At 39.3% G+C, this 17308-nt stretch carries 9 protein-coding genes; 1 reads left to right on the top strand and 8 read right to left on the bottom strand.

What is annotated here, in order from left to right:
• Positions 1 to 195: 195 nt before the first annotated feature.
• The 5 genes from LVD47_RS13410 to LVD47_RS13390 form a co-directional block, all read right to left on the bottom strand.
• Positions 196 to 2022 carry a RagB/SusD family nutrient uptake outer membrane protein gene (locus tag LVD47_RS13410; protein ID WP_236977154.1) on the bottom strand — a complete coding sequence of 609 codons (1827 nt, stop codon included), beginning with the start codon at positions 2020 to 2022 and terminating at the stop codon, positions 196 to 198.
• Positions 2023 to 2057: 35 nt separating this feature from the next.
• Positions 2058 to 5546: a SusC/RagA family TonB-linked outer membrane protein gene (locus tag LVD47_RS13405; protein ID WP_236977152.1), complete on the bottom strand. Its 3489-nt coding sequence runs from the start codon at positions 5544 to 5546 to the stop codon at positions 2058 to 2060.
• 127 nt (positions 5547 to 5673) lie between these two features.
• Positions 5674 to 6654, bottom strand: coding sequence for a FecR family protein (locus tag LVD47_RS13400; RefSeq protein ID WP_236977150.1), 981 nt, complete (start codon positions 6652 to 6654; stop codon positions 5674 to 5676).
• A 188-nt stretch (positions 6655 to 6842) separates the two neighbouring features.
• Positions 6843 to 7910, bottom strand: a complete 1068-nt coding sequence (locus LVD47_RS13395; protein WP_236977148.1) for a mandelate racemase/muconate lactonizing enzyme family protein — start codon at positions 7908 to 7910, stop codon at positions 6843 to 6845.
• 15 nt (positions 7911 to 7925) lie between these two features.
• Positions 7926 to 8990 carry an N-acetyltransferase DgcN family protein gene (locus tag LVD47_RS13390; RefSeq protein WP_236977146.1) on the bottom strand — a complete coding sequence of 355 codons (1065 nt, stop codon included), beginning with the start codon at positions 8988 to 8990 and terminating at the stop codon, positions 7926 to 7928.
• 443 nt (positions 8991 to 9433) lie between these two features.
• Between LVD47_RS13390 and LVD47_RS13385 the strand changes: the two genes are divergently transcribed.
• A complete protein-coding gene (locus LVD47_RS13385; RefSeq protein ID WP_236977144.1) occupies positions 9434 to 10006 on the top strand; it encodes an RNA polymerase sigma factor in 573 nt (190 codons plus the stop codon).
• A 17-nt stretch (positions 10007 to 10023) separates the two neighbouring features.
• Here the strand turns inward: LVD47_RS13385 and LVD47_RS13380 are convergent, their stop codons facing one another.
• From LVD47_RS13380 to LVD47_RS13370, 3 genes are all read right to left on the bottom strand, one after another.
• The gene (locus LVD47_RS13380; protein ID WP_236977142.1) at positions 10024 to 12096 is read right to left on the bottom strand and encodes an alpha/beta hydrolase family protein; all 2073 of its coding nucleotides are present in this window, start codon (positions 12094 to 12096) and stop codon (positions 10024 to 10026) included.
• A gap of 104 nt (positions 12097 to 12200) precedes the next feature.
• The gene (locus LVD47_RS13375) at positions 12201 to 13604 is read right to left on the bottom strand and encodes a sugar porter family MFS transporter (RefSeq protein WP_236977140.1); all 1404 of its coding nucleotides are present in this window, start codon (positions 13602 to 13604) and stop codon (positions 12201 to 12203) included.
• Positions 13605 to 14153: 549 nt separating this feature from the next.
• The gene (locus tag LVD47_RS13370) at positions 14154 to 17276 is read right to left on the bottom strand and encodes a glycosyl hydrolase (protein WP_236977138.1); all 3123 of its coding nucleotides are present in this window, start codon (positions 17274 to 17276) and stop codon (positions 14154 to 14156) included.
• Positions 17277 to 17308: the final 32 nt, after the last annotated feature.

Genomic DNA, 17308 nt, shown 5'->3' with positions numbered 1-17308 from the left:
TATTGCTAACAAAGTGATAATACATTCAAAATGAACCTTAACAGGTTTATCGACTATTGATTTCTCCCGGGAAATCATACTACACATTGGCAATAAAATCCCACCTTAATCCCGGTCAAAACACATCTATACTTCGATCGTATAATTCCTCCTCTTTTCTAAAGTAAGAAGAAATTAGCGCCCTATTCCTGTCTCTCAATATCCTGGGTTTTGTACTAATTGCGGTGCCCGGTTCAGTTCATCAGTTTCGATTGGCATCCAGTAGATCTTCTCTGAAAAAATCCGTTCTGGGGCTGCCTGTACTTTTCTCCAGGTGGTAGTGACCTCGCCATCTTCCGTCACTTCACGAATATCCACCCCATAGAGTATAGGGTCAAAATTCTCCTCTAACTCCTTCCATCTTCTAACATCATACCATGCCAAGTTCTCTGAAAATAATTCAAATTTCCTTTCATACTGTAATGCTTCAAAAACATCACCTGTAAAATCCGGAAGACCGGCCCTGTTCCTAATCATATTAATATAAGTAGTGGCCGTCTCTATATCCCCAAGCTCATAAGCGGCTTCAGCATAATTGAGAATGACTTCGGCATACCGTATCCATATTATAAGATTCGTATTATTTTCATCTCTTCCTACTACTTCATCATCCATGAATTTCTTCATTATATATCCGGTATAGTTACCATTGGAAGGAGAAAGAGGTCCTTGTCTCGTATCAAGTCCAAATCTTTCACTCACTACCTCCCCATTTTCAATCACCACCCGAGTCCGTCTGTCGTATATTCCCAATGGATCAATTGGTGCCAGATTATCAAATCTTGGCTGCCATACAGCGCTATCGAATAGTATACTTGCATAAAAACGGGGCTCTCTCTGTTTGTAGGGGTTATTCTGGGTATATTTAGATGAAACATTTACATATTCATCGTTAGTATTAAACTCATAGTGATCAAAAAAATCGGACCCATCGGCCATTTGATACCCATCAACAAAACTACCATACGGGGAATTATTCCCCCAATTATCTATCCCATTTGGTCCATTTCTCAAATTTGTACGGATTATAAAACCTACATCTGCACGATGCATTTTAGCCCACAAAACTTCCGGGCTGGATACATCTTTGGCCTTAAAAAAGTTGAAGTAATTCTCAGCAACGGCTTCCTGATCGGGAGCACCAAAATCTTCCAATTGAGCAGTCCCCATGTCGATCAATTCTTTCGCAGCGTCACGAGCCGCAGTCCATAAAGAGGTGCGATCCGCATTTATATATCCCACATATTCATTTTCCACTTCATCATCAGCTGTCAGGTCACTTGCAGCAAACAATAGCATTCTGGATTTCAGGGCAATTGCTGCTTCTTTACAAGCCCGTCCCATTTCCGTTTCTTCTTTCGGTTTCAGCAATTGAGCTGCCTCATTGCAATCATTCACAATAAAATCTATAGTCTCGGCAAAAGTATTTCGAGTGAAATTGGAAAAGTCCTCCCCAAGGTCTGCTGGTTCATTTAACAAAGGAACACCTCCATAGGACCGACAAATATCGTGATAAAATACAGCCCGCAAAAAAATCGCTTCTCCTTTCAAAACTTCTACTTGCTCTCTAATTTGTTCTCGCTCCGACTCATTGTATGCGTCAGGAACTTCATCGATTCTTTCGAGGAACACATTCAGTTTATGGATATTGCTGAAATGATGCCAGGTCAGGTGTCCCCGATCCACACCTGGACTCCCCGCACTAATATTGCCATTGGAATAATTAGTCAATTCAGCTCCTTTTGTCATTGTTGTTTCTCCAACAAAAAGTCCTGTTTGATACCCGTGGGCCCGTTGATTCCAACCACACTCTACATTATTATACAATTCATTCAGGTAAAATTTTGCGAGACTTATGTCCGACCAAACAACTGCATCTGAATAACTATCTAAAGGATTTCTATCCAGAAAATCATTGTTACAGGCAAATGTGAAAAATATAAGCCCTATAAATATTCGAATATTAAATATATATTTTTTCATAATAATTATTGCTTTTATCATCTTCATTAAACCGATTAAAAAGAAATTTGAGCTCCCACAGAGATCACCTTCATTATAGGATATGACTGCATCCCAAACAACTCCGGATCCATGATATCATTACCGGAATAAATCAACCAAAGGTTCTGTCCGGAAGCATAAATTCTCGCCGATTGTATTCCTATGAAATCCATTACACTCGCAGGTAATCGGTAGTTTAATTTCAAGTTCCTGAGTCTGGCATATGAAACATCAGAATAATTAAAATCCGTAATATGACTACTTCTCCAATACTCTTCCGTCCATTGATAAGCCCGGGGCTTGGTTCCATCTATATTATCCGGGGTCCAACGATCTTCTGCGTCGTACTGAAAATAGTTTCCTGCCGTTCCCGCTCTCAGATCATTGTATACTCGTCGTAAAGCCCTGCCATGTCCCTGTATCAACCCGGAAAGCTCCCAATTTTTATATGAAAAATTAAAATTTAATCCAAAGGTCAATTCAGGTGTTGTCGTCAACGGAAAAAGCTGCCGGTCATTGGCTGTTATCTCCCCATCTCCGTCAAAATCTTCAATAATGATATCTCCCGGCCTGGCACCCGCCACATGTGCCATAGAATTGACATGTTCTTCATCCCTGAAGATGCCTAATGACTTGTACAACAACAATGCACCCTGGGGCTTTCCCGTTCGAACCTGCCAGGGAACCGGTCGTTCCGGTTCATCTGATTCAATAATACGATTTCTTGCAAATGCCAGGTTTCCGGAAAAACCGTATCCAAAGTCCCCTTTAGAGTCATTAAAGCCAAGAAGAAGTTCAAACCCATAGTTTTCAACTATACCAAAGTTCTCATCCGGCAGGGTAATACCCACAAATTGAGGGACAGACACGTTCCTCTGGACCAAAATATTATTTCTTCTTTCGTAAAAGAAATCAGTATCAAATGAAAATTTTGAATTCAAAAACTGGGACTCCCAACCAAAATTAAAAACATTCGCTACTTCCCAGGTAATATTGGGGTTGGGTGCTCCTTGTTGGAGAAGTCCGGGAAAATAGGTTTTATCTGCTCCAAAAGTTCCTCCTGTGGCAAAACCATAACTTGCCAGGTATTGAAATGCCGCTACCCGATCATTCCCCATTTGACCCCAGGAAGCCTTCAATTTAAAGTAATCTATAAACGAAACACCATTTTTCCACCAATCGTGCTGGGAAGGTCTCCATCCGACCAGGACGGAAGGGAAATTACCCCATCTTCCAGCCTCCTCAGAAAAATTCACAGACCCATCCCTTCGCAGGCTAAATTGGAACATATATGTTTCATCATAATTGTAGCTTATCCTTCCAAAATAATTTTGCCTTGCCCCAAACCCAACAGAACCATTATTATCTTTCTCCTCATCTCCACCGGCAAAAAGATATGGAAGCCGATCCGATACAAAATACCTTCTGTAGGCATTAAAGCTTTCATTAAAACCTTCTTGCTGTTCATAAGCCACAAAAGCACTTAAATTGTGCAAATTATTTAAGGTCTTTGAGTAATTAATTTTGAAATTAAAAGTACTTGAATTAGAGTTTGTTGAATAATCAGTTACTCTGGGCTCAGAAAACCCCTTTTGACTTGGTATTAAAAATTCCGAACCATCCTCTTTTCCCGTATTTCCTGCAGCCAGATAAGCTTCTTCATTTAAGCTATAAAGCGTCCAGGGCTTTTGAAACAATTTCCTTTTCTGGAAATATATATCATATGCAAAATAACTGTTAAGACTCAATCCTTCTATCCAGGGAATTTTCAGGTTTGCGGAAAAAAGATTATTGCTTCTGTACCTTTTATCATCGTCAAAACCTGTCTCTTCAGAAGGTATAACCATGGGTTGTTCCCCAAACTCTATATCCGGGCCCGGCAATCCATTTGGAAAAATTGCGTGGTCAGTAGGGTACATTCTCCTAATAGTTCGAAATATTGTAGAAAACGAAACTCCGGAGTACATCCTGTTTTCTTGAATTCCGGTAATATCAAGACCTAAATCCAGGTATTCATTTACTTCAATATCTACATTGCCTCGAAAATTATATCTCTTATATGATGTATTTGAATTAGTATATAATCCATTATCATTTTGTGCCCCAAATGACCCGAAGTAACTAATTTTATCCCCTCCGCCCGTCACTGACAGATTATGCTGTCGGGTAGAGCTATAGTCTTTAAGAGCTGCATCAAACCAATCTGTATTCGGATGGGTCCAGGGGTACTCACCCGATCTATATTTTTCCACATCTTCTTCTGAAAATAGCATATTTGATTCATCTACGCCCCGATAGGATTGATTTTCACGGATCATAGTTGCATACGTAGCTGCATCAGCCATTTCCGGAAGCATTGTTGGAGTCAAAGCACCTTCGTAAAATCCATACGTTACTTTTGTCGGAACATCCTTTTTTCCTCTTTTAGTGGTTACCAAGATCACTCCGTTGGCTGCTTGAGCCCCGTAGATAGCAGCAGAAGCATCTTTTAAAACCGTTATATCTTCAATATCATTAGGATTGAGTGAATTCAAATCCCTTCCCGGAATCCCATCTACCACTACAAGTGGGGAATTATTTCCCAAAGTAGCATTTCCCCTAATTCTTATATTGGCCTGGTCATTTCCGGGCTCACCGTTCTCCTGCATAAAAATCCCTCCGGGTAATCGGCCCGCCAGGGCATTTGAAATAGCCCCTACCGGCGAGGCAGTAATTTCCTCCGAGCCTACTGATGTAACTGACCCAATAACATTTACTTTTTTCTGAGTACCGTAACCTACTACGACAACCTCATCTAACGTCTGGGAATCTTCCAGCAATGTAATTGTTATAGAGCTTCTTCCATCGACCGGTATTTCTGTAGTCTGGTAACCAATATACGATATGATTAAGACGTCATTTTCATTAACATCATTGAGTTCAAACCTCCCTTCAAAATTCGTTGCCGTTCCTTTATCAGTGCCCTTTACCAATACATTTACTCCAATCAATGGTTCACCTGACTGGCTCACAACTTTACCTGTCAGAGTCAGGGCATAACTTTTCAAACCTACCTTTTGAAAAGACAGTATTCCTCGATGTTGTTCCAGTGGTTTTATTGCCCTTGACTGTGAGGGAGAATACACAAGAATTTTATCATCTATAAGCCGAAACATTAATGGAGTGTCTTTTAAAATCAACTTCAAAGCCGTATCCAATTTTATAGAGGTCTCACTTATAGACACCTTGTAGTCAGCAACTTGAACCGGATCATAGGCAAATCGAAAAGGGGTTTGAATTTCTATATCCTGAAAGATATCTTGCAATGTCTCATCCATTGCATCAACAGTTATTATCTCGTCCTCCAATTTTTGACCAAATCCTTCATTGGCCATAATGATCTGTAACCCTGAAAGTAATATGGATACGAAAACAAAACTAATTCTCATCCAAAATTGCTTTTTAAGTCCAGGTAATGCATCAACAAAACACAAAGGCATTGCCTGAAAATGTAACTTTTTCATAAATTTGTATTTCCTTTTTGAATAATTTAAGTACGAATTATTTGAAACATTTAAGCCATCTTGTTATCGGCCTGCCCGCTGAAAGCAGATGGCTTTTTTTTTATTATTTTATCATTTCACTCAATATTTAATTATTAATTTTTTCACAACCGTCTCCTGAGATCACAATACGTCCATTTTCAGATCGGTACCTGGAATTACTAATGCCACAAATAATTATCAGAATATCTTCCAATTCATCTTCTTCGTCAAAGGATGCAAACAATCTACATTCTTTTATTTTCTTGTTCTCATATACTATTTCCCTATTGTACCGCTCTGCCAGGAAGTCTGTAGCCTCAGACATAGAGACATCAGCCATCCTGTATTCTGATGGTTGTAATACCTGTATCAACTCTTCTTCCAATTTATCTTCTTTATCAAAAGAACCAGATTGGACATCATAGGATAAAGATTCATCTTTATTCAAAATACTCAACGCTTTGGATTGATCACTTACCTGAACCTTACCACTTGTCACGGCCACTTTAACCTTTTTATCTTCCGGATGTGCAACAATATTAAATGAAGTACCCAGGACCGTAGTAATTATAGACTTACTTGTCACCTTGAAGGGACGCAAAGTATCCCTTTTAACATCAAACCAGGCCTCTCCCTCGAGTCTTACTTCCCGAACGTCATCTTTAAAGTCTAAAGGATGAAATATTTTGGATCCTTCTTTTAATAAAATATATGTACCATCCTTTAGAAATATACTTTTTGCCCCATTGTTTGCAACAACAACCACTTCTTCTACTTGTTGGTCGACTGTATCTCCAATAGTATACATTGTTAAATATCCCACAACCAAAACCACAATGGTTGCCGCTATACCCATAATATATCTTCTTTTTGAAATACTTTCTTTTTTCTGAATAAATGCCACCCGACTATTGATTTTACGCAATAGCCGATTTTCAAGCTGTTTTTTTTCCATAGCATCCCAATCCCACGTGGAATCCTTATCCTGGAAATACTTATAAAATTTTTCGATCAGGGCTATTTCATCCTGTGAGGCATCCCCATCGAGATATTTTTTTATAAGACGTGAAAAATCCTCTTTTGTCATAAAATCATTTATTCTTTAATGAAAGCCACCCTATGGTCAAATCTCTTTTCATCTTTCCGTTCAGTAAATAGTTGCATTAACAGGTATATAACACGTAACCATTTAATATATTTTTTAAAAAAAAATTTAAAACACCCCCTTAACACCTTGATATTCTAGAACTTATTTTCATACAAAAATTAACGAATTCAATTTCTTATCAGCCCAAGTCCATACCGGTCGGGCAACGACATTACTCCCTCCTTCAAAACAAATCCACTCTGAACAACATCTTCAGCCAGATCCAAACTCCCATCAAGGTCAATATATTTCGTATGGGGACAAGCAAACGCCACATGCAATGCAGCAGTAATACTGATGATACTTTCGTCATTGCACCCCCACATAAGACTTACTCCATTTCTGCATGCTATATCGCCTATTTTAATCGCTTCACTTATACCACCACATTTCATGAGTTTGATGTTAAAAAACCCACAAGCAATGTTTGACTGCACTAACATTTCAGCATCTCCAGGTGAAAGTAAGGATTCATCTACAGCTATTTTTTTTAGAATTTCTTTCGGAAGGGCTACCATTTCATTCTCTTTGCCAGAAGGTAATGGTTGCTCAATAAGTGGGATATCCAAAGATTTTATGCCATCGTAAAACTGGAGTAGATCAGCTATCGTATACCCCTGATTTGCATCGATTATAATTCCCATCCCATATCCAAAAACTTCTCTCAATTTCACCAGCCTTTCTATATCTTCTTCCAGATCTTTTCCCAATTTTATCTTTAGAATTTTAAACTTCCTTTCTAAATATTCTCTTGCCTCCTTTATGGTTTCTTCTACATTCTTAATGCCAATAGTAATCGATGTTGGTTTGGAATATATTTTCTGGCCCAGGTAAAAAGACAGAGGAACTTCCAGGAACTGAGTGAACAAGTCATAAAGCGCTATTTCTAATCCAATTCTAGCTGAAGAACTCTCTTTAAATCTAGTTTGGATTTCAAAGCAAAGTTGATGTAATTCTCGTATATCACGTCCAATTAAAAACCCTAAACGTTCATTAGTCAATACAGTGAATGCATCATCCAGGGTTTCCCCTACTACTTCATGGCTGGGATTAAAAGCTCCTAATCCCTTATTTCCCTGGTCCGAAAAAATAGTTACAATACCATTTTCCACCTTCGTAACTTCTTTAAATGCAATAGTATATGGCCGGGCTAGTTTTAAATTTTTTCTTGCTATTTCTATATGCTCAATTTTCATTTTGTATAAATATATTTAGCCGTTGTAATTACTTGTATAGTCAGTTATACGGTCAATGACACCAGTCACTCCATCTTCAATTGGCAATTCAACCGGGATTTCAAATTCCTTCTCTATATTTATCTTGTGATCTAAAGCCTCTTCCCGGGTCAATCCTTTCGTATTTAGTGTAATAACTATCACTTCAGAACCATAGGTCCGAATCAGGGCAATTTCCCTTTTTAAGGATATTTTTTGTTTTGTATGATCTTGTCCTTTATAATGTTCTCTTGCCGGAGCATGTTGAAGTACTACCCCTTTAGCACGTGCTGATAATAAATATTCTGCACCACATGGTCCACTGGGATTACAAAGAGCCGATTGACCTTCAATAAAGATTATTTCAGGGTTGCAATCCCTATAGCATGAAAGGATCGCTTTCTCCAACTCCCCCGACACAAAGTCATTGACTGTGGTGTCCAAAATGAATCCATACTTATACCCTTGGAGATATCCTGTTTGTCCGGTATAGATCATTTCCGCTTTGACGTCCTTTTCATGCAAAGCATTAACAATCAAAGAAGTGGTTGTCCGCTTTCCCAATGCACAATCAGTGCCCAATACTCCGATAATCGGACATGTAACCTCAAATATATCTCCGGACCAAAATGTAAGCTCATCTTTTGGTTTGGGTTTTCTAACATCAATTAAAGAAACATCATAATACTTAGCCAATGATTTCAATTCAGGTATTTCAGAGAGGTAGTCATGTAAACCCGAAACGATAGACATCCCTGATTTTATGCACTCTATTATCTCCTTCTTCAAAACCTCCGAAATTATCCCTCCTGGAAGAGCTATACCGACTATTGCATATTTTATCCCTCCACCGAATTTTTCTACAGTATCCACTACAGAAGGAAAAACAGGTATATTCCGATATTCTCCATCCAAAAGCTCACCTGCATCCTGCCCGGAATACACGTTGTCAATCACTCCGATTATATTATACTTTTGGCTTACTCTAATCAACCCATGTGCTGTTTTAGCATTGGGGTGATTGAATAAACCACATGTAAGTAATACCGCATTTTCAATCATAACTATCAATGGTTTTTATTTTTTAATTTATTAAAGCTATACCAAAAGGAATCGAAAGATATAATCCATTAATATAAAAGACCTATTATGCTGTTGCACGAAACAACTACAAACACGTAATTTCATTAGAAAAATAAATTTCAGAAACCAACCAAAATCAAATAAACAACTATATAACAGCACTTTAAATCAGAAATCCAGCATACTGGCATGCTTAAATAAGCTTTTCATCCCTATTAAACCAACCAAAAAAGTCAGAAGTATTTGTAATAAAAAATGTATTATCCTAATGAAACATGTTAAATAATTACTATCATTTTGTTATGTTTCAGGAAATTTATCTTTATATTTACTTGCGTCGGAATTTTACTACGCTTTATTATCACAATTATCCAGATTCAAATTTTCAATTGTGATACCTGGCATTCTAAACTGATTATTTTATGATCCGGAAATTATTTGATGTTTCTGACGAAGTCCTACTACAAAAGTTGAGAAAAAACAATCAACTCGCTTTGCAAGAGTTATATGCAAGGTACTGGGATCAGCTTTACATTAATGCTTATAAAATTTTAAAGAGTAAAAGTGCGAGTGAAGACGTGGTTCAGGAAATATTTATCGACCTGTGGGAAAAAAGGAAATTCAATAGTATAGGAAATCTTCCAGCATATCTTTATCAGGCGACAAAATATAAAACACTGATGGCTTTGAGAAGGAACAATATCCAACAAAAGCATTTGGACATACTTGAAAATATTAAGCAAGAACAGTTTGCTGATAGTATTATTGAATTAAAAGAACTTAGGGAAGAAGTTGTAAACTATCTTGACAATCTTCCCGAAAGATGCAGGGAAGTATTTTATAAAAGCCGGTTTGAACACAACTCCAATCAAGAGATCGCTGAACAATTGGGCATTTCCAAAAGGACTGTTGAAACTCACATAAGTAATGCATTGAAATATCTGCGAGGGGTAAAGGAACTTTTGGTGATGATCATTATTTTTCTTTGCTCCTGATTCACAGGGATTTTATATTAAAATATACTTAGCACCCCTTCATCGAACGAAGTAGTAACTTTTGCTTTTTCAAGTCCTTTTCTACTGTAGTTTTCTGTATCAATCCCCATACCGGATTCCTCTGACGAATCTCCAACCCTTAATATTGTAATATCCGGACAGGGATTATTTTCAATTAAATCTGGTAAATCATAACCATAAACAGATCCGGGAAAGGAAGACAGTAAATATTTTGGATTATATTCTACATTTTCCAATACCGATTTCCAGGCCGGAGTGGAACCGTCCAGTACAATTCCATCAAACATATTATTAAATGAAGCAAGCAGCAGATCTCCCACCAAAAAGCCTTCAGCCGCACCATACAAGCTAATATCATCCATTTGACTCTTTAAGAAATCGATAATCATGTCGATTTCACGGGAACGTATTTCAACAGGTAGCAAACCAGTCATAGCACCGCCATACCAAACATTTAAAGGAACATTTCCGATCCGGGCATCTCCTCCGTCAAAGCCTCCACCCAATTCTCCAATACCACTTAAATCAGGAACCAAAACATGATAACCTTTATCGATCAACTTCATCGGAATCGTACTTCCTTTATAATCATCTTTACCATTTTCACGTAGGAGAATGACCGCCTTACCTATTGTATTGGATTTTGGTCTGTACCAAATCAAAGGGACCGGGTACTTCCCCACTTTCCCTACCAGGTACTTTTCTAATGTATAGCTTTCAAAATCATATCTCCCGGAAAAAACAGATTCGAATTCCCCTTCAAACACGAACTTTGATTTCCCCCCTTCTTTAATGATTGATTTTTTGTTTACGGAAGAAGATTTCTTAGAAAGATAATCTTCAAGAATTAATGCATGCATGTTTTTCCCCTTCAGGCTGGTAAAAATGTTTCCGGTTTTTGTCACCCACAATTCTTCTTCCGAAAACGGTTCTGTTTCCTCGTCCTGAGCACTTCCCGGATTTGACAAATACGTTTGAAAAAATTTATAGGCAGACTCCCTGTTCGCTTTTGTCGATGCATGCCCATCATCATCAACAGCCATTTGCAATTGATTTTCCTTTCCATAAGCTTCGAAAATTCTTTTTGACTCCAGATAACTGTCTTTAGCTCCCTGAATATTGAAGAAGTCCCGGGTAGTGCCAATAATCATAGTTGGTTTGGGGGCACGGACTTCTATTAAGTCTGCCATATCCAATCCTTCACTAATTCCACCAATCCAATTTTGTTCTGCATCCTGTGGACCTATTGAGCGGTACAATTTATCAAACGTAGTAATATAACATTCCGGAGCAGATGCCAGGATCCGATCATCCATAGCCGCTATGTAGGCTGATTGAGTTCCCCCTCCTGACCTTCCTGTGATTCCTATACGCTCTCCATCAATCTCCGGTCGGGATAATAAGTAATCCACAGCCCGGATGCCGTCCCAAATAAAATACTTCCCCGGTGTAATTCCTGCTAAAATTGCCTGTGAGCCTGGGTACGAATGTTCATGGGTAGCACCGAATCTCGGCTTCCCATTTTCCAAATATTGAATTCGCTCTCCCTGGCCTATGGGATCAATAGCCAATACTGCAAACCCTTTCTTCACGTAGTTCATGATAATATGCTGATAGGTCTCACTTCTGTATCCATTTTCCGTGTGACCACTGCAGTAAATTATAGCAGGCACTTTCCCCTCCCTTTCTTGGGGTAAAAATAAAGCTGAAGTAACATAGTATCCCGGCATTGACTCAAAATACAGATTCTCTACCGTGAAGTCACTCCGCTCTAAAGTACCTGTTATTACAGGATTCAAAGGATTTTTTTCTGGAAAAGGACCAAATATTTTCTCCAATTTAACCTTTACGTCAAGTTGCCGAACTTTCCAGTCATATAATGTTTCTAAATTATGTATTTCTTCTTTACGATTATCCAACCGTTCAAATCCCCTCTCCGATATGGTTTCATACAGGGAATTGGAGACATTTCCGTAATATTTCCAATAAGGGTAAATAGATAAATCAATATCCTGGGCAATCGAATTAATCGTAAAAAAGAAAAACAATAAGAAAATATTTGTTCGCATACTATTTCGGCTATTTTGAATTGAATCTCCAATATAAAGATTTACTTCATAAAATTTATCGCACACCGTATTATTGGACATTGTAGTTTCCAAACTTTAAGATTTCACACACCAAATTCCTGTTGAATCTCCTCGAGAGACTTCCCTTTTGTTTCCGGTAGGATCAATATGAGAATAATAAAACCGATTGTACAAATCCCTGCGTATAACCAAAAATTGGCCGGCCATCCCAAATTCTCCTTTATGGTCGGGAACGTAAATGTAAGAGAGAAGTTACCGATCCAATGAGCTGTAGCAGCAATCGACATCGCTGCTCCCCTGAGATGGGTTGGATAAATTTCCGATAATATAACCCAAAGTAGCGGGGCCAGGGTAAAAGAATATACAGCTACACTCAACAAAGTCAGGACGACAATGGGAATACCCGATACGCCATAGTAAAAACAAAATCCTTCAATAATATAGATTACTGCTAAAGCCCCTGTCCCAAATAACATAAGTGTCTTACGACCCAAACTATCCACCAAATAAATCGTAAAAATTACCGAAATCACCATTACTGTGCCTATCACGGCAATCTGGAGCATCATCTGTTTGATATCATAACCAGCAGCCTGAAATATATCCGCTGCATAGTAAAAAACCACGTTCATCCCACTCCATTGTTGAAGAATAGCCAGGAAAATTCCCAACATCAAAATTTTTAGCATATTGGATTGTGTCAATTCCTTCCAATAGGATGTTTTTACCGTTTCACTTTTGAGAACAGCTGTTACTTCAGCAATTTCCAGACGTGCATAATCCTCACCCCCTATCTTATTGAGTATTTCAGCAGCTTTTTCATTTTCTCCCTTCTTTAGAAGCCACTTCACACTTTCAGGTATCATCCACATCAGTAAAAAGAATAGAAATGCCGGAATAAACTCGACCCCAAACATCCAACGCCATCCCATTTGACCGCTCCAGCTCTGCCGGATCATTTCCTCAGTTGCATTAGGCATTAGATTAGTATCCATTTCAGAAATTTGCCAGTTAACTAATTGAGCAGAAAGAATCCCAATCATTATCATGAGTTGATTCAGGGAGACAAATTTTCCACGAAGATGTGGTGGCGACATTTCAGCTATGTACATCGGCGATAAATTCAGCACAATACCAATCCCCAACCCTCCTAATATCCGATATGAATTATACGCACTAAAATCAGAACTCATAGCAGTCCCTATAGCTGAAATAGCAAAAAGAAATCCTGCCAGGATCAGCAATCTTTTTCGCCCAAATTTATCTGCCATGTACATACATGCCAATGCTCCTAATATACAACCAACAAGTGCAGAACTCGTTCCCCACCCTTGTTGACCAGGTGTCTCAAGCCCAAAATACGGTTCATAAAAAGGTTTGGCCCCTCCCACAACCACCCAATCATAACCAAATAAAAACCCGCCAATGGCAGCAACAATTGATATTAGGCGGACATAATTTAAGTTGTAGGGAATATTCCTGTTCATTTTATCCAAAATAGAGTATGGCAGCGAGAAATTTTAAATATTAGATATAAAAATAAAATAATTATCGAAGGGAGTATATTTACATAAGGATCTTTTGAATAGAGTGACAACACCCCAAGCAAGATCAATGAGCATTGATTATTTCATCATCGTTTATTGGTCATTGTCCCGACGGAATACCAGACAAGAAACTGATCAATGACTACTGCATACTGGTTCCAAGGCGTAAGCCCCCTCCCCCTTCGCAATAGCTCTCCTGCAAGGTTCTTCCGCCAACGCGGTTATTTGCCTACTTTATTCGATTGGCCATAGTTTTCTAATTTGCAGATTGATCATTGATTTTTCTTAATTGACCTTTGAATGCATTCGTGTTATTTGTGGTTAATCCCCTTTCTATACCCAACACGATTGACACTAATTCTTGTGAGGTCTCCTGACCTGACATTTTATGCTTGGGTTGCCAGGATAAAACTCTTCCATGGAGCCCTTCGCGACCTGACAAGAACCGAAGAGAAAAAAATTAATAACGTGAATTTAATTCCTCAAACACTATCTACTTTGTTCCACTTTCGGGAACTTCAAATCCACAGGGCCCAACAAACCTGAAACACGTAAGAATTTATCTGCACCAGGGCCATTAAATTTCACAATATTAGTCTGAGTCAGCCTATCTTCTTTAGGTAGTTTTCCATCTCCTACAAGGCGATTAGGCCACAAATTGACAATTTTAATAGATAATGTATTCTCACCGTCCCGGAGGTATTCCGTCGCATCAATTTCATACGGAGGAAACCAGTTAGCATAAAATTGATGCCCATTCAAAGTCACCTCAGCAATTGCATGCAAATTGCCCAAATTTAACAGTGCTTTGTTGCTTTTCCAGTCCGACTTTTTGATTGAGAACTTTTTGGTGTAGACTGCTGCACCTGAATAGTACCTGATTCTGGGATCTTCGAATTTCGTCCATGATTTCAGTTCATCGAATCCAACCTTCCCTGGGCCGCCCCAGGAAGTATCAAATTCCACGTCCCAGCTTCCGGTCAGGGGAACCTTTTTCATTTCTTCATTTAATGATATATTGTGGACCTTCCCATCAGACCACTCCAATGTATAATACCCGGTCTCATAAACACAGGTCTGCCATTCGCCCTCCTGCATTTCAAAATCTATGTACGGATTTTTCCTGGCAGCAAAGGAGTTTCCCGGAAATAGACTTTCTCCGTCCTTTTCTATAGATACGATATGATCTTCCATTTCTCCGTCAGCAAAAACAACAAAATAAGAACCCTCCGGAGGGAAATGAAGTGGTAAAGTTATATACCCATTTTCTTCGCGGTACGTCAAAATTTGTTTTTTCTCACCTGTATTGGGATCGAACAAATACGGAATCTTTCCAGATTCCCTGAACTTGCACTCCACCTTTTCGAAACGGTCGGGAAGCTCGGATAAATACCTATATTCAAAATCATTAATTCCCTTACGGGCATACTTATTAACTACGAAATAAATTTCATTTTCATTAGTAGTCCTGTGTATATAATCCAGTTCGGTTTTCGGGTCCGGGCTTATAAATTCAAAATCAGGCCGCACATTCATATCTGCCAGAACACTATTTACATCCTGCCCCCAAATTACTCTCCCTTTGCCGTATTTATTTTCGGTAATCGTCTCTCCATCAATATCGCCCCATAGTTTTTCAGCTATATCATTCAGTTCACGGTCGCCTTTGGGATAATCTGACAATCCGGTAGTAGCTCCCGGAGGTGGTGCTACTACAGTCATACCTTGCTCCACTAAAACTTTAATCTTTTTTAATACTTCCAGGTCAACCGACTGCTCAGGGGCCATGACTAGCAACCGATAACTCATACCGTCAGGTAAAATTATCTCATTATTAGAGAAAGAGACCCTTTCAAGCATCACATCCCTGGAACATTTATCCCAATCATAACCGAAGTCCAATTCGGGATATTCCTCCTTTAAAAACACGAAATTAGGAACATCATCACCATAATAATACAAGACGTCAGCCACAAACAATCCCTGCTGGAGCATAAAACTGCTTCGGTTGAGGTAGTCGATAAAATCATCTGCCTGATCCCACCATGTTACATGGGGGTTGAGATGAGTGCCTGCAAAATATTCATTACCTGGCCTCCCGAATTCCTCTGGAGAAGAAGTAAATGTGTGCCATACGATCCGGTTAATTCCCGAACAAAAAATCCGGTCGATATTTGCCTTGAGGTCTTTGGGTGCCCTCTCCCATTGCGGGCCGATACTTGTAGGGCCTTCAGCAGCTACAATGCGCTTTCCATTAGTATGGGCCACGCACGCACTCTGTTTTACAGCCAGTCTCGCAGCATCCGAAACTCTGTGGGTATTGGACCTCGCCCAAAATTCGCCCTGTGGAAAATCACTTTCAGCCATTACCTGGAGCGCATCTACCGGCGCAGAATGTGGTCCGCCGGATTCCGGATGAATACCCATACCATGTTCATGAGCCAACTCTGCAAATAATTTATAGTGGTTATTAATCACACAATCACCTACGGTCTTTCTAATATCGTGCAAAAATCGATTTGACAGCTCCCTGCCAGCCACGATACGACCTGTCAGAACCGGCATAAACTTATCTAAGTCATATCCCCTGAGTTTTTTGAATTCTTCAGGAAATCGATTCGTCCAGTTCGTCGTTCCCATCTCCCAACTGTCCGTCTGGAGAAATTTCACACTGTTACCTGCCACCTTAGCTGCATCAATTAAGGGTTGTATCACAGTCTTTCTGAATAGCTCAAATGCATCCGGGTTCAGATGATCCAAAGACAAGCCACTCCACCCATCACTTGTGGTCGATGTACGGGCTCCCGTGCAGGTCCACCCGTACCGTATGACCAACCAATTACCAGAGGGCACCTCCCATATAAGCTGATCACCATCAAATTGACCGGTCAAATCAATGATGTCACTTTTTCTAATAATCTCTGTACTTTTTGTAGAATCTTTCATTTCTCTCAATTGATGTAGAGGATATATTCCCTTCCAACCCATGGGTTTATTGAAAGATTTTTTCTCCCAGTAAAGTATAGCATCGTTTTTGACCGGTGCCCCCTCTGGTGGTAAGGGGATAGCTTGTACCATTACATCCCTGTATATAAGGTTTGAATCAGGTAAGGGCAACTCCATTTGAATCCTTTGCCCGCCAGCAACTTCAGCTTCGGAATACACCAGCTTTTTAACAGCCATTTCAGGGGTTATGGTAGGGGCTCCGGGATTCCATCCACTTTGTACATTAACACTTAACTCTATTCCTATCCGATCTGCCTCTTTTACAGCGTGTTGATACAAATCCATCCAATTCGGGCTCATAAAAACAGGCCCTGCTTTTGTTTTGTGGGCTATGTCATAACTTGAACTACCGGCATCCACAATGGAGGCTCCTCCATACCCTTTGGCTTTCATTTCTTCCAGGTCCCGGGTAATGGATTCTTTAGTTGCCATTCCGTTGAGCCACCACCAATAGCACCGTAAACGGGACCCAGGTGGTGGATTTTGAAATCCTGAATCCAGGTCATTAAATGATATATCCTGTTTTGTTTTAAGTGAATAATCAGTTTGCCCGCAAATGTCAATAGAGAGCAAAGTAATTAACACCAATAATATATATTTTGGCATGTATTTCTAAAATTTTTAGCCTTAGAAAGCGT

This window comes from Membranihabitans maritimus (assembly GCF_021729145.1).
Lineage (GTDB): Bacteria > Bacteroidota > Bacteroidia > Chitinophagales > Saprospiraceae > Membranihabitans > Membranihabitans maritimus.
Note: the sequence above shows the minus strand (reverse complement) of the source record. Positions and strands in the feature narration are given on the sequence as shown.